The organism is Pseudomonas haemolytica (assembly GCF_009659625.1).
In the GTDB taxonomy this organism is placed as follows: Bacteria; Pseudomonadota; Gammaproteobacteria; order Pseudomonadales; family Pseudomonadaceae; genus Aquipseudomonas; species Aquipseudomonas haemolytica.
The window spans coordinates 22,141-43,143 of sequence record NZ_VOIW01000005.1 but is presented as its reverse complement, the minus strand read 5'-3'; the positions used below and the strand labels follow the sequence as shown (position 1 = coordinate 43,143).

At 62.1% G+C, this 21,003-nt stretch carries 19 protein-coding genes and 1 pseudogene; 10 read left to right on the top strand and 10 right to left on the bottom strand.

Annotation, left to right across the window (positions count from 1 at the left end; genetic code table 11):
- The first annotated feature begins 3 nt into the window (after nt 1-3).
- Together FRT59_RS16875 and argE are read left to right on the top strand one after the other, a co-directional pair.
- Nucleotides 4-681, top strand: coding sequence for a DUF1028 domain-containing protein (locus tag FRT59_RS16875; protein WP_034119225.1), 678 nt, complete (start codon nt 4-6; stop codon nt 679-681).
- Nucleotides 678-1,823, top strand: a complete 1,146-nt coding sequence (argE, locus tag FRT59_RS16870; RefSeq protein ID WP_153871767.1) for an acetylornithine deacetylase — start codon at nt 678-680, stop codon at nt 1,821-1,823. Before FRT59_RS16875 ends, argE begins: the two co-directional genes overlap by 4 nt.
- A gap of 125 nt (nt 1,824-1,948) precedes the next feature.
- Here the strand turns inward: argE and FRT59_RS16865 are convergent, their stop codons facing one another.
- Nucleotides 1,949-2,860 (bottom strand): LysR substrate-binding domain-containing protein, encoded by a 912-nt coding sequence (locus tag FRT59_RS16865; RefSeq protein ID WP_003190675.1) that lies wholly within the window; start codon nt 2,858-2,860, stop codon nt 1,949-1,951.
- A gap of 250 nt (nt 2,861-3,110) precedes the next feature.
- Here FRT59_RS16865 and FRT59_RS16860 point away from each other — a divergent pair, with 250 nt between their 5' ends.
- The 3 genes from FRT59_RS16860 to FRT59_RS16850 all read left to right on the top strand — a co-directional run bounded on the left by FRT59_RS16860 (nt 3,111) and on the right by FRT59_RS16850 (nt 5,919).
- Nucleotides 3,111-4,526, top strand: coding sequence for a purine-cytosine permease family protein (locus FRT59_RS16860; protein WP_153839362.1), 1,416 nt, complete (start codon nt 3,111-3,113; stop codon nt 4,524-4,526).
- 126 nt (nt 4,527-4,652) lie between these two features.
- A complete protein-coding gene (locus FRT59_RS16855; RefSeq protein ID WP_153871766.1) occupies nt 4,653-5,165 on the top strand; it encodes a GNAT family N-acetyltransferase in 513 nt (170 codons plus the stop codon).
- Nucleotides 5,166-5,472: 307 nt separating this feature from the next.
- Nucleotides 5,473-5,919, top strand: a complete 447-nt coding sequence (locus FRT59_RS16850) for a hypothetical protein (protein ID WP_153871765.1) — start codon at nt 5,473-5,475, stop codon at nt 5,917-5,919.
- 315 nt (nt 5,920-6,234) lie between these two features.
- Here the strand turns inward: FRT59_RS16850 and FRT59_RS16845 are convergent.
- Nucleotides 6,235-6,465, bottom strand: a pseudogene (locus FRT59_RS16845) (TPM domain-containing protein); the annotation flags it as partial.
- A gap of 131 nt (nt 6,466-6,596) precedes the next feature.
- Here FRT59_RS16845 and FRT59_RS16840 point away from each other — a divergent pair.
- Genes FRT59_RS16840 through FRT59_RS16830 form a run of 3 tightly spaced genes read left to right on the top strand, consistent with a single transcriptional unit; the run spans nt 6,597 to nt 9,087 of the window.
- Entirely contained in the window at nt 6,597-7,412 is an 816-nt protein-coding gene (locus FRT59_RS16840; RefSeq protein WP_153871764.1) for an alpha/beta fold hydrolase, read from the top strand.
- Nucleotides 7,402-8,538, top strand: coding sequence for a PAS domain-containing sensor histidine kinase (locus tag FRT59_RS16835; RefSeq protein WP_153871763.1), 1,137 nt, complete (start codon nt 7,402-7,404; stop codon nt 8,536-8,538). The genes FRT59_RS16840 and FRT59_RS16835 overlap by 11 nt, the downstream gene beginning before the upstream one ends.
- Nucleotides 8,539-8,568: 30 nt before the next feature.
- Nucleotides 8,569-9,087 carry a P-loop nucleotide/nucleoside kinase family protein gene (locus FRT59_RS16830; protein ID WP_153871762.1) on the top strand — a complete coding sequence of 173 codons (519 nt, stop codon included), beginning with the start codon at nt 8,569-8,571 and terminating at the stop codon, nt 9,085-9,087.
- A 6-nt stretch (nt 9,088-9,093) separates the two neighbouring features.
- On the opposite strand, the gene FRT59_RS16825 is transcribed toward FRT59_RS16830, so the two are convergent.
- From FRT59_RS16825 to FRT59_RS16815, 3 genes are read right to left on the bottom strand one after another with little or no spacing between them, the layout of a single operon-like run.
- Nucleotides 9,094-9,510 carry an SRPBCC family protein gene (locus FRT59_RS16825; protein ID WP_198809818.1) on the bottom strand — a complete coding sequence of 139 codons (417 nt, stop codon included), beginning with the start codon at nt 9,508-9,510 and terminating at the stop codon, nt 9,094-9,096.
- Between the two features lie 25 nt (nt 9,511-9,535).
- Nucleotides 9,536-10,333, bottom strand: a complete 798-nt coding sequence (locus tag FRT59_RS16820; RefSeq protein WP_034119213.1) for an SDR family NAD(P)-dependent oxidoreductase — start codon at nt 10,331-10,333, stop codon at nt 9,536-9,538.
- A gap of 18 nt (nt 10,334-10,351) precedes the next feature.
- Nucleotides 10,352-11,356 (bottom strand): aldo/keto reductase, encoded by a 1,005-nt coding sequence (locus FRT59_RS16815; protein ID WP_153871760.1) that lies wholly within the window; start codon nt 11,354-11,356, stop codon nt 10,352-10,354.
- Nucleotides 11,357-11,469: 113 nt separating this feature from the next.
- Here FRT59_RS16815 and FRT59_RS16810 point away from each other — a divergent pair, with 113 nt between their 5' ends.
- Nucleotides 11,470-12,366 carry a LysR substrate-binding domain-containing protein gene (locus FRT59_RS16810; protein WP_153871759.1) on the top strand — a complete coding sequence of 299 codons (897 nt, stop codon included), beginning with the start codon at nt 11,470-11,472 and terminating at the stop codon, nt 12,364-12,366.
- A 511-nt stretch (nt 12,367-12,877) separates the two neighbouring features.
- Here the strand turns inward: FRT59_RS16810 and FRT59_RS16805 are convergent.
- Genes FRT59_RS16805 through FRT59_RS16795 form a run of 3 tightly spaced genes read right to left on the bottom strand, consistent with a single transcriptional unit; the run spans nt 12,878 to nt 16,638 of the window.
- A complete protein-coding gene (locus FRT59_RS16805; RefSeq protein ID WP_153871758.1) occupies nt 12,878-14,170 on the bottom strand; it encodes an NAD(P)/FAD-dependent oxidoreductase in 1,293 nt (430 codons plus the stop codon).
- On the bottom strand, nt 14,167-15,255 hold the full coding sequence (locus tag FRT59_RS16800) for a polyamine ABC transporter substrate-binding protein (protein WP_153871757.1): 1,089 nt from the start codon (nt 15,253-15,255) through the stop codon (nt 14,167-14,169). Before FRT59_RS16800 ends, FRT59_RS16805 begins: the two co-directional genes overlap by 4 nt.
- Nucleotides 15,256-15,279: 24 nt before the next feature.
- Complete coding sequence (locus FRT59_RS16795; protein ID WP_153871756.1) at nt 15,280-16,638, bottom strand: glutamine synthetase family protein; 1,359 nt, start codon at nt 16,636-16,638, stop codon at nt 15,280-15,282.
- 138 nt (nt 16,639-16,776) lie between these two features.
- On the opposite strand from FRT59_RS16795, the gene FRT59_RS16790 reads away from it, so the two are divergent.
- Nucleotides 16,777-17,679 (top strand): helix-turn-helix domain-containing protein, encoded by a 903-nt coding sequence (locus tag FRT59_RS16790; RefSeq protein ID WP_034119207.1) that lies wholly within the window; start codon nt 16,777-16,779, stop codon nt 17,677-17,679.
- Here the strand turns inward: FRT59_RS16790 and FRT59_RS16785 are convergent.
- Complete coding sequence (locus FRT59_RS16785; RefSeq protein ID WP_167524290.1) at nt 17,657-19,918, bottom strand: lanthionine synthetase LanC family protein; 2,262 nt, start codon at nt 19,916-19,918, stop codon at nt 17,657-17,659. The genes FRT59_RS16790 and FRT59_RS16785 overlap by 23 nt on opposite strands.
- Entirely contained in the window at nt 19,915-20,946 is a 1,032-nt protein-coding gene (locus FRT59_RS16780; RefSeq protein WP_153871754.1) for a phosphotransferase family protein, read from the bottom strand. Before FRT59_RS16780 ends, FRT59_RS16785 begins: the two co-directional genes overlap by 4 nt.
- Between the last annotated feature and the right edge of the window lie 57 nt (nt 20,947-21,003).

Here is a 21,003-nt window from a genome sequence, read left to right as displayed (position 1 = left end):
GCCATGACCTTTTCAATCGTCGGCCGTTGCGCGGAAACCGGCCAGCTGGGTATCGCCATCAGCTCATCGAGCATCGCCGTGGGCGCCCGCTGCCCGTGGCTGCGCCCGGGTGTGGGCGCGGTATCGACCCAGAACATCACCTTGCCTGCCCTCGGCCCGGACGTACTCGACTTGCTGGAACAGGGCCTGGCCCCGGCCGACGCCATTGACAAAGCCCTGACGAGCAATGGCTACAGCCAATACCGGCAACTGACGGCGATTGATCACCTGGGCCGCAGCGTGCATTTCAGTGGCAGCCAAACCTTGGGCACCCACCATGCGGTGTCGGGCGAGCAATGTGTAGCGGCGGGCAATATGCTCGCCGACCGCGAGGTGATTTCAGCGATGGTCACCGCCTTTGAACAGGGTGAAGGGCAGCTGGCAGACCGACTACTGGCGGCCATGCATGCCGCCATTGCCGCCGGTGGCGAAGCCGGCCCGGTGCACTCCGCCGCGCTGGTGGTGGTGGGCGAGCTGACCTGGCCGATCATCAATTTGCGCGTGGATTGGGCCGATGAAGCACCGATTGGCGAATTGCAAAAACTCTGGGACGCCTACCGCCCGCAAGTGCAGGACTACATCGACCGCGCCCTCGCCCCCGACCGTTCCCCCGGCTACGGCGTGGCCGGAGACGAGCGATGAGCCGCAGCCGCGAACTGCTCGAAACGCTGGTGGGCTTCGACACCACCAGCCGCGAGTCCAACCTGCAGTTGATCGAGTTTGTACGCGATTACCTGGCCGGGTTTGGCGTGGCCAGTGAGTTGGTCTACAACGCAGAACGCAGCAAGGCCAACCTGTTCGCCAGCGTTGGCCCGGTGGACCTGCCCGGCATCGTGCTGTCGGGCCATACCGATGTGGTGCCAGTGGACGGGCAACCGTGGACGCTGCCGCCTTTCGAGTTGACCGAACGTGACGGCAAACTGTTCGGGCGCGGCACCGCCGACATGAAGGGTTATATCGCCTGTGTGCTGGCGTTGTTGCCTGAGCTGGTCAAGGCGCAGTTGCGCCTGCCGGTGCATATTGCGCTGTCCTACGATGAGGAAGTCGGGTGCCTGGGTGTGCGTTCGTTGCTCGCCGTGCTTGAACAGCGCCCGGTGAAGCCGATGCTGTGCATCATCGGTGAACCGACCGAGCTCAAACCCGTACTGGGCCACAAGGGCAAGTTGGCGATGCGCTGCGATGTGCATGGCGAGGCGTGCCACTCGGCGTATGCGCCTTCGGGGGTGAATGCGATTGAGCATGCTGCCGAGTTGATCGGCGAACTGGGGCGTATTGGCCAGCGCTTGCACAAGCGCCAGGACCCAAGGTTCGACCCGCCGTTCAGCACCGTGCAGACGGGGCTGATTACCGGCGGCAAGGCGTTGAACATCGTGCCCGCCGATTGCCGCTTCGATTTTGAAGTGCGCGCCCTGCCCTCCATGGACCCGGGCGAAGTGGCTGAGGCGTTGCAAGCCTACGCAATGCAGCAGGTATTGCCGCGCATGCAGGCCGTGAGCAAACAGAGTTCGATCCGGTTTACTGAATTGTCGGCCTACCCGGGATTGGTCACGGATGAACGCAGCCAGGCAGCGGAGCTGATTGCGGCGTTTTCCGGCTCGCGGGAGTTTGGCACCGTAGCGTTTGGCACCGAAGGTGGGTTGTTTGATGCCGTGGGTATTCCGACCGTGGTGTGCGGGCCGGGGAGCATGGACCAGGGGCATAAGCCGGATGAGTTTGTGAGCCTGGAACAGCTCGACGGCTGCGATGCAATGCTGCGGCGAATGCTGGATTCCATTCAAGTCTGAAGTGAATACACATCCAATGTGGGAGGGGGCTTGCTCCCGATTGCAGTAGCTCAGTCAATACATAAGCTGACTGATACACCGCTATCGGGAGCAAGCCCCCTCCCACACTTTTGCCCAGCGTTCTTTTAACCGAGTAACCGCGCCAATTCTTCGCGGCAGTAGTCCACAAACAACTGCACCGGCTTGGTCAGCGGCGCCCGTCTCAGCCAAACGGCGGACAACCCCGACCCCGTGACCGTTTCCGCCAACGGAATACACACCACTTTCTGCCCGTCATAGGTGTACTCACTGAACGGCTTGGTCACCAGGATCGAGAACCCAAACCCACGCCCCACCATGCCCCGCACCATCTCGATGGACGGCGAGCTGAACACAATATTCGGCGTCAGCCCACGCTCTTCAAAGATGCTCACGAAGTAGGTGCGGCTCGGCAGCACATCGAGCAAGATCATCGGCTCCAGCACCAGGTCGGCCAGCGACACCTTGGCCTGTTGCGCAAAGCGGTGATCCGCGGGCAACAGCGCATAAGGCTGTTGCGGCGGCATCAACGGCGTGGTCTCGATAGTGCCGCCCAGGTCGTGCTCGAACAGCATCGCCACATCGATACTGCCCGCCGTCAGCGCCTGCACCAGTTCCTGCTGCTCGCCATCGCGAATGCGGATCTCCACCCCCGGCCAACGCGCCTTGAAGCCGGCGATCAGCCGCGGCAGGTACAACGGCGCTACGGTTTCAAAGCAGCCGATATCGATCTGCCCCGCCACCACATCGTTGTCCGCCAAGGCGTTCTGCTCGAACTCATGAGCCACCCGCAGCAGCTCCAGGGCCTTGCGATAAAAGCGCGCGCCGCTGGGGGTGAGTGAAACCCCCTGGGCGTGATGACGGATAAACAGCTGCACGCCAAAGCTGTCTTCCAACTGTTTGATCGCCGTGGAGACCGACGGCTGGGCGATATACAGCTTGCGCGACGCCTCGGCGACGCTGCCGCATTCGGCCGTGGTAACAAAATATCTGAGCTGGCGCAGGTTGTAGGCAGCCATCGGCACCTCCATAAACGTGGGATTTCGCCCCAAACAGGTGCGCACAAACACCGGTTTTTCAAGCAATTGAAGTCCATGCAACATACCGGAGCAAAAATCCACACGAGATACTTTTTTTAAGGTCTATAGCAACAAACTTACTAATTTACCTGCCTGCGCCCATTGCAGATGATCACTCCAACAACAAAGCGGCACCCACGCGCCGCACAGCGAAGTACGTCAACGTACTCACCTTGCCTTGGAGCTCGTCATGGTTACCACTGCAACATCCTCCGCCCCGCTTATCGAAAAACACACGATTGGATACGTGCCCCCGGAAGATCGCCATGGAAAGGTAAGAGACCTGTTCACCCTGTGGTTCGGCGGCAACATTGCGCCGTTGCCGATCGTCACCGGCGCACTGGGTGTGCAACTGTTCCACCTCAACCTGGTGTGGGGCATTGTCGCCATCCTCGTCGGCCACCTGGTCGGCGGTGTGTTGATGGCGTTGCACTCGGCCCAAGGCCCGCAGATGGGCATCCCGCAGATGATCCAGAGCCGCGCCCAGTTCGGCTCCCTCGGTGCGTTGCTGGTGGTGGTGATTGCCGGGGTGATGTACATCGGTTTCTTCGCCTCCAACATCGTGCTGGCGGGTAAATCCCTGCACGGCGTGGTCGACGCGGTGCCCGTGCCGGTGGGCATCGTCATCGGCGCCATCGGCTCCGGGATCATCGGCATCATCGGCTACCGCTTTATCCATGTGCTCAACCGCATCGGCACCTGGGTGTTGGGCGCCGGTATCGTGCTGGGCTTTGGCTACATCTTCACCCACGTGCAAACAACGGACTTCCTGACGCGCGGCAGCTTCAATATCTCCGGCTGGCTGGCGACGGTTTCCCTGGCCGCGCTGTGGCAGATCGCCTTTGCGCCGTACGTCTCGGACTACTCCCGCTACCTGCCGGCCGACGTGCCCGTTGCCTCAACCTTCTGGACCACCTACCTGGGCTCGGCCCTGGGTTCGAGCCTGGCCTTCATCTTCGGCGCCGTCGCCGTGCTCGCCACGCCGGTGGGCATGGACACCATGGACGCGGTCAAACTCGCCACCGGCGCCATCGGCCCGTTGATGCTGGTACTGTTCCTGCTCAGCGTGATCAGCCATAACGCCCTCAACTTGTACGGCGCCGTGCTGTCGATCATCACCCTGGTACAGACCTTCGCCTACCGCTGGATTCCAACCGCCAAAAGCCGCGCAGTGATCTCGATTCTAGTGTTGGCTGCCTGTGCGATTGCAGCCGTATTCGCCTCCAAAGACTTCATCGGCCACTTCGTCGACATGGTGCTGGTGTTGCTGGTGGTGCTGGTGCCGTGGACGGCGATCAACCTGATCGACTTCTATGCCATCCACAAAGGCAAGTACGACATTGCTTCGATCTTTCGTGTTGATGGCGGGATCTACGGCAAGTACAACCCACAGGCGCTGCTGGCCTACGCGGTGGGGATTGCGGTGCAGATTCCGTTCATGAACACGCCGCTGTACGTGGGGCCGATTTCCGAGCACATCAACGGTGCGGATTTGTCCTGGGTGGTGGGGTTGGTGGTGACGTCGCCGCTGTACTTCTGGCTGGCGAGTCGGGACAGTGCGTATAAGCGCCGGATGGATGGGGGCAAGTTGATGACCGGGGCTTAGTCTGTCAGGAGTATGGGAGGGGCTTGCTACGTCATCGGGAGCAGGCCCCTCCCACATTTGAATGTTCATGAATCACCATTGTTTCTCTATGATGTGGCCCTTCGCTCAATGTCCCAGGAAACGCCCATGCCCGCCCCCACCTTGCGCAACGCTTTGCCCGCCGACGCCGCGCGCTGCTTTGAAATCGAAACCACCGCCTACGAAGGCGACGAAGCCGCGACCCTGGAAAAGATCGCCACGCGCATCGCGCAGTATCCCCAGGGCTTTTTGATCCTGGAAGCGGACGGCGAAGTGGTCGGTTTTATCAACTCGGGCTGTGCCCATGAGGTGGTGATGTCGGACGAGGCCTTCAAGGAGTTGGTGGGCCATGCGCCCGAAGCACCGAATGTGGTGATCATGTCGGTGGTGGTCGACCCGGCGCATCAAGGCCAGGGTTATGCCAAGGTGCTGATGACCGAGTTCGTGCAGCGTATGCGCGCGTTGGGCAAGCAGACGATTCACTTGATGTGCAAGGAACAGCATGTGCCGTTGTACACGCGCATGGGCTACACCTATGTGCGCCCATCGCCATCGGATCACGGTGGAATGGCGTGGCATGAGATGGTGATGGTGTTTGAAGGACGCCCCCCACGACAGTGATCGTATTTATGTTGCAAAGCGTGAAACCGCCAAAAACCGCGCAGCGAACAAATGCATTTCAACGGGTAAAAATCGTGAATTCATCTGCGCTATCTGACGTCAAGCCTGGCGTTGCAAACGATCTCGCAGACTGTGCCTACAGCCGCTCCTGACATTCAGTGACCTGTACACGCAGCGGTTTCACTCCGTTACATTCACCCAAAATGTGCCGCATTGAGCGACCGTTCATGGCGCTGTAGCTTGCGAAACGCCTGGCCGGGACCACGTCCTGGCGGGTCAATTTGCTAGCTATCAGAGAGGTGCAATCATGTCTTCAATCAATGATTCCGTTCCGTTCATACCTGCGTACCAGCCCGTAAAAAAAGGCCATATCGATAACGACAAACCGAAGCAAAATGCCCTGGATAAAACAGCTGGGGAAGATGCAGAAGTGTTCACTGTCAAGGACGGTCGGATAAGCGCCGGCGACGAGTCCCGGGCCCACGCCAACCGCAATCGGTTAGAGCGCGACTTCCCAGCCACGGACAAAAAGTTCATCGACAACTCGCTAGTCCCCGAACGCCAGTCGGCCGCCGATCTCTTGCCCACCGACAAAAAAAACATCGACAACTCGCTAATCCCCGAACGCCCGCCGGCCGCTGATCTCTTGCCCTCGGACAAAAAGCCCATCGACAACTCGCTAGTCTCCGCCAAGCGTGACGCCATCGACTTCGAAATCAAATCCGACGGTAATGGCGGCTGGGTCAAGGCGTAAAACTGCGCCCCACTGTTTTCCGAAAGGCTGGGTACGCTACAGGCCGCACTCGGTCCAACTGTAGGCGGGCTTGCTCGCTCCTACAGTTGGATGGGGGACATCAGCCAAATCCTTACCCACTGCCCGATGCACCACCATCGCCACTTAAGCCACCGCCCCCCTGCCGCTGGAGCTCGAACCGGACCCTGCGCTTGAGCTCGACCCGGCCCGCTCGCAGGTCTTGCCAAAGATAAACGGCGCTGCAAACGACGCAATCGGAAACGCCATCAGGTACACCGGCCAATCACGGCCACCGCCATACATCGCCAACAGCAGCGTGACCGCGGCGATCAATACCGCGACTTGCGTGCCTGTGCGCTGTTCGAGGTCGGCGATCGGGTTCTTGAGGCGCAAAGTGGTGGCAGCGTCGAGGGTGTTGGTGAGGTCGATCACCCGTTGGTCGAGAGCCACCCCGATAGGCGACGTGTCGGCCTGGGCTATGCTCAGCCCGCCGACAAGCAACAGGGCCAGTAGACTCAAGATGGATTGCCGCAATACCCGCCACATGCGTTGTTACCTGAAGTTTCTTCCTGAAGGCTCCGACTCTACCTTATCGACGTATAACGCGTGACCCCAGGCCTGCGACTATCTAAACTGCTGCCACGCCAGCATAGCTATTTGCCATCTACGAGAACGCCATGGACCTACGCCACCGCAACAATGTCAGTGTGATGGGCCACGGGCCTTCGACCCTGGTGTTTTCTCACGGCTTTGGTTGTAACCAGGCGATGTGGAACTACCTGGCGCCGCACTTTCTCGAGCGCTTTCGCGTGGTGCTGTATGACTTGGTCGGCGCCGGCCTGTCGGACCTGAGTGCCTTCGACAAGGCCAAATACAGCAGCCTGGGCGGCTATGCCCACGACCTCAACGAGATTATCGACGCCTACGCCCAAGGCCCGGTGATCCTGGTAGGCCACTCGGTCAGCGCGATGATCGGTACCCTGGCCGACCGCTTTGTCCCCGGGCGCATTGCCGCACACGTGATGATCGGCCCATCGCCATGCTATATCGACACCGAAGATTATGTCGGCGGTTTCAAGCGCGACGATATCGAAGACCTGCTCGACACCCTCGACAGCAACTACCTGGGCTGGTCCAGCGCCATGGCCCCAGTGATCATGGGCGCCCCGGCACAACCGGCGCTAAGCACCGAACTCACCGAGAGTTTCTGCCGTACCGAGCCAGACATCGCCAAGCAGTTCGCCCGCGTCACCTTCCTGTCGGATAACCGCCAGGATCTGCTTGGCCTGGCCACCCCGGTGTTGATCCTGCAATCGACCGACGACCTGATCGCGCCCGTTGCCGTGGGTGAATACCTGCACGCCGTGCTGCCCAACAGCACTTATTGCCTGGTGGACAACGTCGGCCATTGCCCACACATGAGCGCACCCCAGGCGTGCGCAGTGGCGATGGACCGGTTCCTGGCGCCGTGGGCCACAATTGATGCCGACTGAGTCGCTGTTCGACAGCGCCGCCTGCGCCCTGGCCGTCACCCAAGAGGACGGCACGATCCTGCGCGTCAACCTGCGCTTGTGCGATTGGCTTGGCTTCAGCGCAGCGGAGTTGCACGGGCGGCGTTTCCAGGACCTGCTGACCATGGGCGGGCGGATTTTCTACCAGACCCACCTGGCACCGATGCTGCGCATGCACGGCAGTGTCACCGAGGTGAAACTCGACATCCGCCATTGCGCCGGGCACAAGGTCACCGTCTTGCTCAATGCCAACCAACGCCAAGAGCCCGACGGCGTGGTGTATGACCTGGCGCTGTTTGGTACTACCGACCGCGACAAGTACGAGCGCGAACTGCTGAATGCGCGCAAGTTGGCCGAAGCCCTGCTCCAGGAAAAAACCGCCACCGAACTGGCCCTGAAACAGGCCCAGGCCGAACTGAGCGCGGCGTATGCCATTGCCCAGCGCCGGGCGTTGTTTGCCGAACAGATGGTGGCGATTGTCAGCCATGACTTGAAAAACCCCCTCACCGCCATCCGTATGGCCTCGGACTTTCTCCAGCGCGGCGAGCGCACGGCCAAGGAGCGCCAGTTGCTGAGACATATCGGCCAGTCGTCCGAACGCGCCCATCGCATGATCGCCGACCTGCTGGACTTCACCCAGGCCCGCGTAGGCCAGGGCATCACCATCAAGGCGGTGCCACTGGATTTGCACGGCGTGATTGAGCATGCAGTGGACGAACTGCGGGTGGCTTTCCCCACCGCCACCTTGGTACATCAGGCCGAGGGGCACGGCCAGGCGTGCCTGGACGCTGACCGTGTGCAACAAATCATCGGTAATCTCGTCGCCAACAGCGTGGCCTATGGCGACCTGCTGCAACCGATCACCATCACCTCGCGCCTGGGCGACAACGCCTGTGCCATCTCGGTCCACAACCATGGCCCGGCGATTCCCGAAGCGCTGCTGCCCGGGCTGTTCGAACCCATGACCCGTGGCACCGACCAGGGCAGCGAGGTGCGTAGCGTGGGCCTGGGCCTGTATATCGTGCGCGAGTTGGCCAAGGTGCATGGCGGCGATGTGGCGGTGAGTTCCTGTGCAACGGCCGGCACCACGTTTACCGTGATGTTCTAGCACCTGCCTTGCACTAACGGAGGTTTGACCATGCTTATTGTATTCAGCGGCCTGCCAGGCAGCGGCAAGACCACGATTGCCAGGGAACTGGCGCGACAGACCGGCGCGGTTTATCTGCGCGTGGATGTGATCGAACAGGCACTGCGTAACGCAGCAGTACTGGCGGGCGATGTGGGGGCCAGCGGCTACAGCGTGGCCAATGCACTGGCGCTGAGTAATTTGCACGTGGGCCAACGGGTTATCGCTGATTGCGTGAACCCGGTCAGGGAGAGCCGCCACGCGTGGCAGGCAGTGGCGACGGCCGCTGGCGTAGAGCTGATCAATATCCAGGTGGTGTGTTCTGATCAGCAGGAGCACCGGCGCCGTGTGGAAAGCCGCGTGGGCGATATTCCCGGGCTGGTGCCGCCGACGTGGCAGTCGGTGCTGGTGCATGAGTATGAAAGCTGGGACGAACCGTTGCTACGGCTGGACACCGCGCGGATGACGCCGGCACAGGCAGTTGCGACAGCCCACACATATCTGTTCAATGTGGGAGCTGTCGAGCTTTAGCCGGATTCAGCCGGGGAAATTGCCGCGCAGCGCCTTGAGGCCATCGTTGTAGACGCCGGCAAACAATTCTTCCACCGCCGCATCCGTGGTGCCCGCGCCAGGTGTGAACACGCCGGACCAGGTCACTTTCGCCGACGTCTCAGTCAGCGCTTCAACCAGCACGGTCGCAAGATAGGCACTCACCGGAAACGGCGACACTTCAATGGTGTAGCTGTAGGTGCGCGCCACGTTGTCGAAGGTCTGCAAACGCTCGACTATCTGGCCGCCGTCGGCGGTGTGCAGGTGGCGCACGCGGCCGCCATCGCCGGGCTCGCTCTTGGCGATGAAGGGCAGCCAGTCGGGCAGGCTGTTGAAGCCGCCGATCAGTTGCCAGACCTGGTCGGCCGATACCGGAATTTCAATCACAGAAGAAGCTGTTGCCACGATAAATACTCCAAACAGGAAAAAATCAGATCGCCATGCTATCCACGACGCCGCCGTCGACCCGCAACGCGGCACCGGTCGTAGCAGAGGACAGCGGTGAAGCAATGTACGCCACCAGGTTCGCCACTTCATCCACATTTGCCGCGCGCTGGATGATCGAGGTAGGCCGCGCCTGGCGCACAAACACATCCGCTTCGTCCCGGGCACTGCGGCCGGATTCGGCGGTGGCCGCCTTGAGCATCTGTTCCAGGCCATCGGTAAAGGTCGGCCCCGGCAGGATCGCATTCACCGTCACCCCGGTGCCCGCCAGGCGCTTGGCCAGGCCATGGGAGACCGCCAGGTTGGCACTTTTGGTGACGCCGTAGTTGATCATGTCGGCCGGCGTCGCCACACCGGATTCCGACGACACAAAGATCACCCGGCCCCAGCCCTGCTCGACCATGCCCGGCGCATAATGCCGAGCCAGGCGCACGCCGGAGATCACATTGACCTCGTAGAAGCGCGTCCACTCACTGTCTGGCGCCTCGAAGAAATCCACATCGTTGAAGATGCCCAGGTTGTTGACCAGAATGTCCGCACGTGGTTCGGCGGCAAACAGTTTCTCGGCACCCTCGAGGGTGCCAAGGTCCGCCACCAGCCCACGCAACTCGGCGGCGGGCACCGCTTGGCGAATGCTGGCCAAGGCGTCGTCGACCTTGCTCGCGTCCCGCCCGATCACCACCACCGTGGCGCCGGATTGCGCCAGGGCCTGGCTGATGCCCAGGCCGATACCGGCGGTGCTGCCGCTGACGATGGCTACTTTGCCGCTCACATCAATGTTCATGCTTGAACTCCTTAGTAATTAGACGGGCAAAGGCGCACGGTCCGAAATCAGTCGGGCCTCGCGCAACGCTTGCCAGAAGGCTGCTGGAATCTTCTCTGACAACGCCGCAACGTCTTCGGCAATCCGCCCCGGACGACTGGCACCCGGAATCACCGCCGCCACCGCCGGATGCGCCAGGGAAAACTGCAGCGCTGCGGCTTTTACGCTGACGCCAAACGCCTGCGCAATTGCCTTGATCTGTTCGACCTTGCTGATGATCGCCGGGCTGGCTGGCTGATATTCAAAGTGTGCGCCGCCGGCAAGGATCCCGGAGCTGTATGGGCCACCCACGACAATCTCGACGTGCTGAGCCAACGCCGCATCCATCAAGCGTTGCAGCGCGCGTTCGTGGTCCAGCAGCGTATAGCGGCCGGCCAGAAGAAACCCGTCGGGCTGGGCCTCAGTCAGGTCCAGGGTCAGTTCGCAAGGCTCGACGCGATTGACGCCCAGGCCCCAGGCCTTGATCACGCCCTCTTCACGCAAGCGGGTCAACACTTTGAAGGCGCCGGTGCGGGCCTGGTTGAAGTACTCCAGCCATTGGTCGCCGTAGAAGTCCTGGGCGATGTCGTGAACCCACACGATGTCCAGGCGGTCGGTTTGCAGGCGCTCGAGGCTGTCTTCAATCGAGCGCAGCGTGGCATCGGCGCTGTAGTCATTGCGCATTTTGTTCGGGCGGCCGTGTTCGAACACACCGCTTTTTTCGCCGAGGTCGCGGGAGCCGGCTTCGACTTCATCCAGAATCACCCGGCCAACCTTGGTGCTGAGCACGTAGTCATCGCGTTTGTAGTTGGACAGGGCCTGGCCCAGGCGGATTTCCGACAGGCCCGAGCCGTAGAAGGGTGCAGTGTCGAAGTAACGCACGCCGTGGTTCCAGGCGGCCTCGACGGTGGCCTGGGCTTCATCTTCAGGAATGGCGCGGAACATATTGCCCAGGGGGGCGGTGCCAAAGCCCAGTACGCCGGGCAGTTTGTCTTTCAAGCTCATGGTGGAATCCTCAATCGGTTCAAGGGGGTTGTGACCGTTGAGCAGATGCTAGATTGCGTTGATCAGACCGTCCAAGACATACTGCGACCAACTTGAGTCCCCAGAGGTCTTACATGATCGATCTACGCCAACTGCGCTACTTCGAAGTGGTCGCCGAAGAAGAACACGTCGGCCGCGCCGCCGAGCGCCTGCACATCTCTCAATCGCCCCTGAGCCGCCAGATCGCCCAGCTCGAAGAGCGGCTGGGCCTGACCCTGTTCGAACGCAGCCAGCAACGCATCCGCCTGACCCGCGACGGCCAGACCTTCCTGGCCGAAACCAAGGCGCTGCTGACCCACGCCAACCGCCTGGAATCCCTGGGCAAGCGCCTGGGCCGTGGTGAAGAAGGCGGTTTGTGCATCGGCTATATCGAAAACGCCATGCACGCCGGTGTACTGCCCAATGCCCTGCGCATACTGCGCGATGACCGGCCCACCGTGCATATCAAGCTGTATAACCTGCCTTCCCTGGAGCAATTGGAGGGCCTGCGCCAACGCAGCCTGGACATCGCCCTGGTGGGCGAACCGCCTGCCGCCGACGACCCGGACCTGACCGCCTTGCAAGTGCTCGACGACCCAATGCTGCTGGCCCTGCCCGCACACCATCCGCTGGCTACACACAGTGAGTTGAGGCCTGAACACCTGGCCGAACAACAATGGATCGGCGTGCAGCGCAAAGCCGGCGCCAACCCTGCTGATGATTTCGTCGCCGCCTGCATCCGCGCCGGTTTCACCCCGCAAATTCCCATGGAAGCCAGCGAGCCCTTTACCGCATTGGGGCTGGTGGCGTCGGGGTTGGGGGTGGCGATGGTGCAAAAGGGCCTGAGCCGCAACGCACCGCCCGGCGTGGTGTTGCGCCAATTGCCGTGGATGACTTACACCACACCGCTGTGGGCGGCGTGGCACCGCGTCAACCTGCGGCCGTTAGTGGAGACGTTTCGCAAGGTGTTGACTGAAACTACGGCTGTTTGACTGGGTGGTTGGGTGGTTGGACCGAGTACATATCCATTGCTGCGGTAACGGCCGCTTAGGGTTCCGCTCTTACAGCGGCTCACTTTTGAAAGGACCCAAAAGTAAGCAAAAGCGAGGCGGCCTTGTAGCCGACCTGATCGTTGTGGCGTGCGCGTCCCCCCTGTGGGAGCGGGCTTGCTCGCGAAAGCGGTGGGTCAGTCAACTTCACTGTTTGCTGGGCCGCCGTCTTCGCGAGCAAGCCCGCTCCCACATTTGATCTTCGCTGCCTAGAGCATTTAGTTCGCTTAACTGACCCGCACCCACGGATTCAAGCCTGCGTTCGGGCACACCGAGCATTAGCGAGGTGCCGAGTGATGGGGCCCGCAGCAACGGATATGTACTCAGTCAAAAACCCCAACCTCCCGGACGGCCCTGAGCCCGCCACACCCATACAGTCAGTAGGCAAATGACCGAAAAATCGCCTTGAAAAAAGCACTTCTCCCTTTCGGCAAACTGCTAACAAAACGTGCAATCAGATCATCTCGCGCAACCGATACCACGCCATGCCCAGCGCCAGAAGCGGCGAGCGCAATGCCTTGCCGCCCGGGAAGGTCATGTGCGGCACCTGGCTGAAAATATCCAGGCCGCGACTGCTACCTGCATGAATACCCTCGGCCAACAATCGCGCGCACCAGTGGGTCACGTTGAGCCCATGGCCGGAATAGCCCTGGGCATAGAACACATTCGGGTACTGCTGCAACCGCCCGACCTGGGGAAAGCGGTTGGCGGTGATGCCGATCTTGCCGCCCCACTGGAACTCGATGGCGGTGTTGGCCAACTGCGGGAACACCTTGAGCATTTTCGGGCGCATGTAGGCGGCGATGTCCTGGGGGTCTCGCCCCGAGTAATGGCAGGCACCGCCGAACAACAGGCGCCGGTCAGCGGTGAGCCGGTAGTAATCCAGCCCCACTTTCTGGTCACACAGCGCCAGGTTCTGCGGGATCAATTGCTCGGCCACCTGCTCAGGCAGCGGCTCGGTGGCGATGATATAGCTGCCCGCCGGAAGCACCTTGCCGCTCAAACGCGGCTCCAGGTCTTCCAGATGCGCATTGCACGCCAGCACCAACTGGGCGGCGCGTACGCTGCCGCCGGCACAGCGCACCTGCACGGTGTCGCCATGGATCAGTTCGAGCACTTCCGTGTGTTCAAAGATCTTCACGCCGAGGGCCTCGGCTACCTGTGCTTCACCCAGCACCAGGTTGAGTGGGTGCAGATGCCCAGAGCCCATGTCCACCAGGCCACCGGCATACACCGTCGAGCCGACCACTTGCGCCATGTCCTGGGCGGCAACCAGCCGTGTTTCATGGGCGTAACCCATGGCCGCCAGATGCGCCTGTTCGCCCTTGAACGCAGCAAACTGCGCCGGGGTGTTGGCGAGTTCACAGAAGCCCCAGCGCAGGTCGCAATCGATGCCATGCTCGGCAATGCGCTGGCCTACCAGCGCCACCGAGTCGATACCGGCCCGTTCCAGGTAACGCACGCCCTCCTCGCCCACATATTTAGCGAACCCCGAGACATCATGGCCGATGCCTCGAATCAACTGCCCACCGTTGCGCCCGCTGGCGCCCCAGCCAATGCGGCGTGCCTCCAGCAGAATCACCGAAAGCCCGCGCTGGGCCAGTTCAATGGCGGTGTTGACCCCGGTGAATCCGCCGCCGATCACACACACATCGGCAATAAGGTCGGCGCCCAGCGAGGGACGCTCAGGCAAGGTGTGGGCCGAGGCGCGGTAATAGGACTGGGTGTGGTCATTGGAAAGTATCATTTGTTGGTCTTCACTTTGCTCCAGGCGCGAGTCATCAGGCGCATGGTCGCCGGGCTGGGCGTAGTGGAAATATAGAGTTTATCGAGCACCGCCTGGGGCGGGTACACCTCGGGGTTGTTCACCAGCTCCGCAGCCATGAACGGCTTGGCAGCCGGGTTCGCGTTGGCGTAGCCCACCGAAGCGCTGACCTTGGCGATCACCTCGGGTTCGAGCAGGTAGTTGATGAAGGCATGGGCTTGCTGGATGTTGCTGGCGTCTGCGGGAATGGCCAACAGGTCGAACCACAGGTTGGAGCCTTCCTTGGGAATCGAATAGGCGATGTTCACGCCGTTCTTGGCTTCCTTGGCGCGGTTGGCCGCCTGGAACACGTCGCCGGAATAACCGAAGGCGACGCAGATATCACCATTGGCCAGGTCCGAAATGTACTTGGAGGAATGGAAGTAGGTGATGTACGGCCGCAGCGTCAGCAGCTTGGCTTCGGCCTGCTTGTAGTCCTCGGCGTTCTCGCTGCGCGGGTCCTTGCCCATGTAGTTGAGGATCGCCGGGAACAGTTCGTCCGCCGAGTCGAGGAAGGCAACACCGCACTGGTTGAGCTTCTTGATATTTTCCGGTTCGAACAGCACCGCCCACGAATCGATATGATCGATGCCCAGCACTTGCTTGACCTTGTCCACGTTGTAGCCAATGCCATTGGTGCCCCACAGGTATGGCACCGAATGCGCGTTACCCGGGTCGTTCTGTTCCAGCAGCTTGAGCAACTTGGGATCAAGGTTCTTGAAGTTTGGCAACTGCGCACGGTCGAGCTTGAGGAACGCGCCGGCCTTCACCTGGCGCGCCAGGAAGTGGTTGGACGGTACCACCACGTCGTAGCCGGTGCGCCCGGCCAGCAACTTGCCCTCCAGAGTTTCGTTGGAGTCGAACACGTCGTAGATCACCTTGACCCCGGTCTTGGCCTGGAAATCCGCCAAGGTGGTCTCGCCGATATAGTCGGTCCAGTTGTAGACGCTGACCGTCGGCGACGCCTGCCCGACACTGCTGAACGCCGCCACCAGGGCCAGCGGGAGAAGCTTGTTCACAAGACGCATATCGTCACCCCTTTTATGATTGTTTTAGACGCTCAACAGCAGGAATTCACGCTCCCAGGAACTGATCACCCGCTTGAAATTCTCATGCTCGGCGCGTTTGACCGCGACGTAGCCACGCACGAATTTTTCGCCCAGGTACTGCTTGACCGTGTCGCAGTCCTCCATGCGCGCCAGCGCATCTTCGAGGGTGAACGGCAGGCGCAGGTTGCGCCGTTCGTAGGCGCGGCCTTCCACCGGCGCACTGGGTTCGATCTGCTCGATCATGCCCAGGTAGCCACACAACAGGCTGGCGGCAATTGCCAGGTACGGGTTGGCATCGGCCCCCGGCAGGCGGTTTTCCACCCGCATCGCCTCGGGGCTGGAGGTGGGCACGCGCAGGCCGACGGTGCGATTCTCTTCGCCCCATTCGACGTTGACCGGCGCCGAAGTGTCCGGCAGGAAGCGGCGGAACGAGTTCACGTTGGGCGCAAACATCGGCAGCAGCTTGGGGATGTACTTCTGCAAGCCGCCGATGTGATGCAGGAACAGCGGGCTCATGTGGCCGTCGGCGTCGACGAACACCGGTTTGCCGGTGGCGATATCCACCACGCTCTGGTGCAGGTGCATGGCACTGCCCGGCTCGTCGGCCACCGGCTTGGCCATAAAGGTTGCGGCGACGTTGTGCTTGAGCGCCGCCTCGCGCAGGGTGCGCTTGAACACGGTGATCTGGTCGGCCAGGTCGAGGGCATCGCCGTGGCGGAAGTTGATCTCCATCTGCGCCGGGCCGTCTTCGTGGATCAGCGTGTCGAGGTCCAGGCCCTGGGCTTCGCACCAGTCATAGACGTCTTCGAACAGCGGGTCGAACTCGTTGGCGGCGTCGATGGAAAACGACTGGCGCCCGGTTTCGGCACGCCCGGAACGGCCAATAGGCGTCTTCAACGGCAAGTCCGGGTCTTCGCAACGCTGGGTCAAGTAGAACTCCATTTCCGGCGCGACAATCGGCTGCCAGCCCTGGTCGGTGTAAAGCTGCAGGACTTTCTTGAGCACGTTGCGCGGCGACAGTTCAATGGGGTTGCCCTGTTTGTCGAAGGTGTCGTGGATCACGATGGCGGTGGGCTCGATGGCCCACGGCACCACGTAGGTGGCGTTGGCCACCGGGCGGCAGATCATGTCGATATCGGCCGGGTCGAGCAGGTCGTAGTAGATATCGTCGTCGACAAAGTCCCCGGTTACCGTTTGCAGCAACACACTTTCCGGCAGGCGCATGCCTCGCTCATGCAGGAACTTGTTGGTGGGTGCAATCTTGCCGCGTGCGATGCCAGTCAAGTCACTGATCACGCATTCGACTTCGGTAATCTTGTGTTCTTTCAGCCAGGTGGAAAGCTGATCGAAGGGGGCGTTCATAAAGACCTCGTCTTGGGTGGGATGCGACGCCGGCTTGTACTCGCGGCGCATTGAGGTCTATCTTGGGCCAGCCTTGAAACGGCATCTATCCACTTTGCACGCAGCACAACGCACCAATAGAGTGCGCACGGATCACCCATGACACAGGCAACCGCTTTGCGCGTACAGGCCTTCACCACCGGCGATGTAGCCACCCAATGCAGTGCGACACCCGGTTGGGTACAGCAATACCAGCAGATGTCCCCGGGGCATTTTGCCGGTCGGGTGCGCTACCTCGACCTGCAAGGCGTGCAGGTGTACGAAGAGTGCATGAATACCCGCGTGGAACAGCATTTCAACGCACCGCCCGGCGCCCTGGCGTTCTGTTTCGACGGCAGCGACAACGCGCTGTACCTGCTCAATGGCGAAAGCCGCAACACCTGGATCACCCCGGAAAACTACCGTGAAGTAGCAGTGGTTTTCGGCCCGCAGTTTGTGCAGCGCCATGGGCTCGACGTGGCCAGGCTCGAAGGCTTGTTCATGGCGCCGCTGACCTGCCAGCAGAACGGTTTGTTCACGCGCTGGCTCAGTGGCACCCTCACGCGCTTGTCAGCACTCACCGACCCCATCAGCCGCGACGCCCTCACCCAGCAACTGCTCGACGACTGCCTGTTTATCCTCGACAACGCCTGCGTGTGCCTGGACCGCAGTTCGTTGCAGAAACGCAGCGAGGAGCGCCGGCTAATGGCGCGCATCGGCGAATGGGCGGCGGATGCGCCGGATGAAACCGTCAACCTGCTGGAACTGGCGCAGATTGCCGGCGTGCCCTTGCGCCAACTGCAGCAAGGCTTCAAGACCTACACCGGGATGAGCCCGGCGCAGTGGCTGAGGTTGCGCCGGTTGAATGGGGCGCGGCAGGAGTTGTTGAACTCATCCAGCAGCACCGTCGCCGAAGTGGCGATGAATTGGTCGTTCTGGCATTTGGGGCGGTTTTCCCATAGCTACCGCGCATTGTTCAAGGAGTTACCCAGTGAAACCCTCAAACATCGCCCATGGGCGTAAGGCCCAAGGGTAATAGCAGGCTCGGTACCGGCGCCGACGCACCGCAACGCAATAAAAAGTACCCGGTGCCCGCCAGGCCCAACATCAACCCCATCGACTGCCCCTGTGCCACGCCCAAGCCGCTGCGCCAGGCACCACGCTCGGCGGCCAGGCCTCGACTGGCTACTTGCCGCGCGCACTCGGCCCAGGCCGGCTCGCCCAACAGGGCTGCCCCGGTCAACAGAATGTCGGCATTGCCAGCCGGCCCGTGGCATAGGGTGTAGCTGCTGCCGGCCAGGGACGTGACAGCAATCAGGTCAGCCGCGACGGTTTGCAGGGCCCGGCGTGCAATGGCGCGATGGTGTTGCTCGCCACTGATTTGCAACAGTGCCAGTCGCGACAAGGCGATGCCTGGCGCTCCATGGCACCAGGCCATGCCGCAATGGGACACCCGGTCATCCAGGTGCCGGGCATCTTCGGCAAACAGATAGGGCCAGTTGCCCTGCTCTTCAATAAACCAGTGGCTTTCATAGGCCAGGGTGTGCGCCAGAGCCTGCGACCATTCAAGGCCCGGACAGTCCCGGGCCAGTTGCGCAAAGGCCAGGGCTATCCCGGCGTTACCGTGGGACAGCCCGCACAATCCCAGATGTGCGCCGTGTTCCGGCCAATGCCAGCCGTGTGGCGTGCGCTGTGCCTGCTGCACAAGGCGCAGGCCGAGCGCCTGTGCGATGACGCGGCTCTGGGGGGCCAGCGCCGGCGCCTGGTTGGCGAGGCCAAGCAGGCCAATGATCGCACCGGCGAGGCCGTGCATCAGGTCCACCGGTTGTGGGTCGGCAGGCAACCCTTGCAGGTCCTGCAACAACGGCGTGATCGCCCGTTCATAGTCTTGCGCCAGCTCTGCATCCCCCAGGCGACGGGCTAGCCATAACCCTTGGGTCACGGTGCCCAGGCGCCCTTCGTAGAGACTCAGCGTATTCCCCGCCGCGAATGCCAGAGCGTGCCGCAAAGCTCCCCGGGCGGTATCGACGAAAGCGGGCTGCACGCTCTGCTCCGCCAGCAGCACCAGAAACGCAGCGACCCCCACGGTACCGTCGTACAGGCTGGCATTCATGCTGCAGGCAAAAGCTTTGAGCGGGCCATCGCTATCATCGGCGTCATCGCTCAGCCAGGTACAGCGCTCGCCCAGCCACAGGGCCTCGGCGCACACGTGGTGACCGATGCGGATGGCTTCCTGCAGCGGCTGCGCCACCGCCGTGACGCTGGCGGGCGCGCCCATGACAAAGTGCAAATGGTGCAAACCGTAACGGTCCTCGGGGTCGGCCTCCAGGTGGGGGTGATCCCAGTCGATACCGCACAGGTCGAACTGCGCCTGCACCGCTTGCCTCAGGTCCGCGCCGTGGCAGGCGGCGTCCAACAGGCCCAGGGCCAACGCGCGGCAGCGGCTTTCACCGAAACTGCGCCCGTCGTCGGGGTCTTGGGCAAAACCCAAGCCCGGCAGCAGCGGCAACGTCCACAGCGGCGACGTACTGCGCAGGCGTGTTCGCAGCCAATCTGCTTGATGTCCCAGCAAGCGATGCACCTGGCGCCCATGCCGAGCCGCGACGTACAGCACCACCGCATCCTGACGCAGCCAAGCCGCAGGCTCGCTGGGGTATTTGAGCAGGTAGGGCAAGCAGGCCTGGTCCAGGGCGTTACTTAATGCCTGCACCACGTCCCCCAGCCGCGCAGGCTGCGGCGCCAGGTAATAACGCACCTGGCAATCGTCATTGCAGGTGTCCTGCGGGGTTTCGCCGAACAGGTAGATGAACGCCGGGTCCAGTTGCTCTGTCCAGGCTGCCCGCTGGACCGTGACGTGCTGGCCGCGCATCGCCCGAGCCGGTACGCCATCGAACAGGTATTCCCCGGCTTCCACACGCCTGGCTACCCTGCCCTGCTGCACCGCCAGCGCACCATTACCCAACTGTTCGAGGACCTGCCAACGGCCGCCATCCCATGCCTTTACCGCGGGCGGATACCACATCGGCTGAGGGCTGGGGTCATCCACACACGCCGCGTAATAGCGCCGGTACAGGTACTGCTGCAATCGCTCTATGCGCGGGTCATCGTGATGGCCGACGCGGTCGGCCTGCTGCGCCAGGGGCGCGGCGGTGAATGCCAGGCCGTCCAGCCAGAGCGTGCCTTGCTCATCCTTGGCCAGGCCGCTCAAGGCCTCGCTCAAGGTGGCCCACCAGCCCGGCGGGGTTTGATTCATGGCGTTCATGTTTGCACCAGCCATTGCCGGGCGGCGTCCCGAGGGGCCACCAACAAATTGCGCGCCAGTTGCAACAGCAGGATGTGGGTAGCGCTCAGCTGCGCCTCACCGGCCAGGTCTTCGTACAGGGTTTGCAGCAGCCGGGCGCCGCACAGTGCGATCAGCCGTTCGGGGTCAGGATTAGCCTCCAGTGCCTGGCAGTAGCCTTGCCACAACCGGGCCAGTGCCCGTTGATAGGGAACGAACCCGCTTGCGGCCTGCCGGGTGGTCTCAGCCGCATCCGGCTGCGTCGCCTGGCGATCGATCCAGTCCTTGAGCCAGGATTGGCACAGGCCGGCCATATCCCATAGGGGATCGCCACGGTCAGCCAGTTCCCAATCGATGAATATGCAGTCGTGCCCGCGCAACCGACAGTTCTGCCACTTCATATCGCCGTGGATCAATTGCGCGCGCGGCCAGTGGGCCGCCAGTGTCGCCAATGCAGCCATGCACTCGCCCATCGCCTGGACCTGCGCCACCAGATGCGCTTGGCCCCAGCTCTGGTCTTCGCCAGCCAGTGGGTACAGACGGTCAATACGGATGATCCAGGGAGGGTCTCCCGCCAGATCATCGCTCGCAATGCCCACCAGCCCTCGATGCAGTCGCGCCAGGCACCCGCCCAAGCCCTGCGCTACCGCCAGGTCCGGCACACCACCGACCATCGCACGGGCCTCGGCGCCCTCGCTCGAGGCCAGCCAATCCAGCACCAGCGCCTGGCGCAGGGGCTCATAAAAACGCAGGGACGGTACGCCTGCGAGCCCGGCAAGACGTTCCAGCATAGCGGCCTCATGGGCCACGCTGGAGCGCTTTTCCCAGGGGCCGGCGTCTGGCTGGTGCTGCTTGATGTAGTAGCCCCGGCCATCCGGCCAGCACACGCTGAAGCCACGATTGCGCTGGCTATGACTACGGATGGCGATGACCTGGTCCAGCAGGCTGCGGATATCGAGCAACCCGTGGTTGATCAGAAAGACGGCAGTGTTGTGCCGGGTCAGAATCATTCAGTGCCCCCCAGAATGATGCGCCATGGGGCGGCGTCACGCCGCCCCATGGGTCGC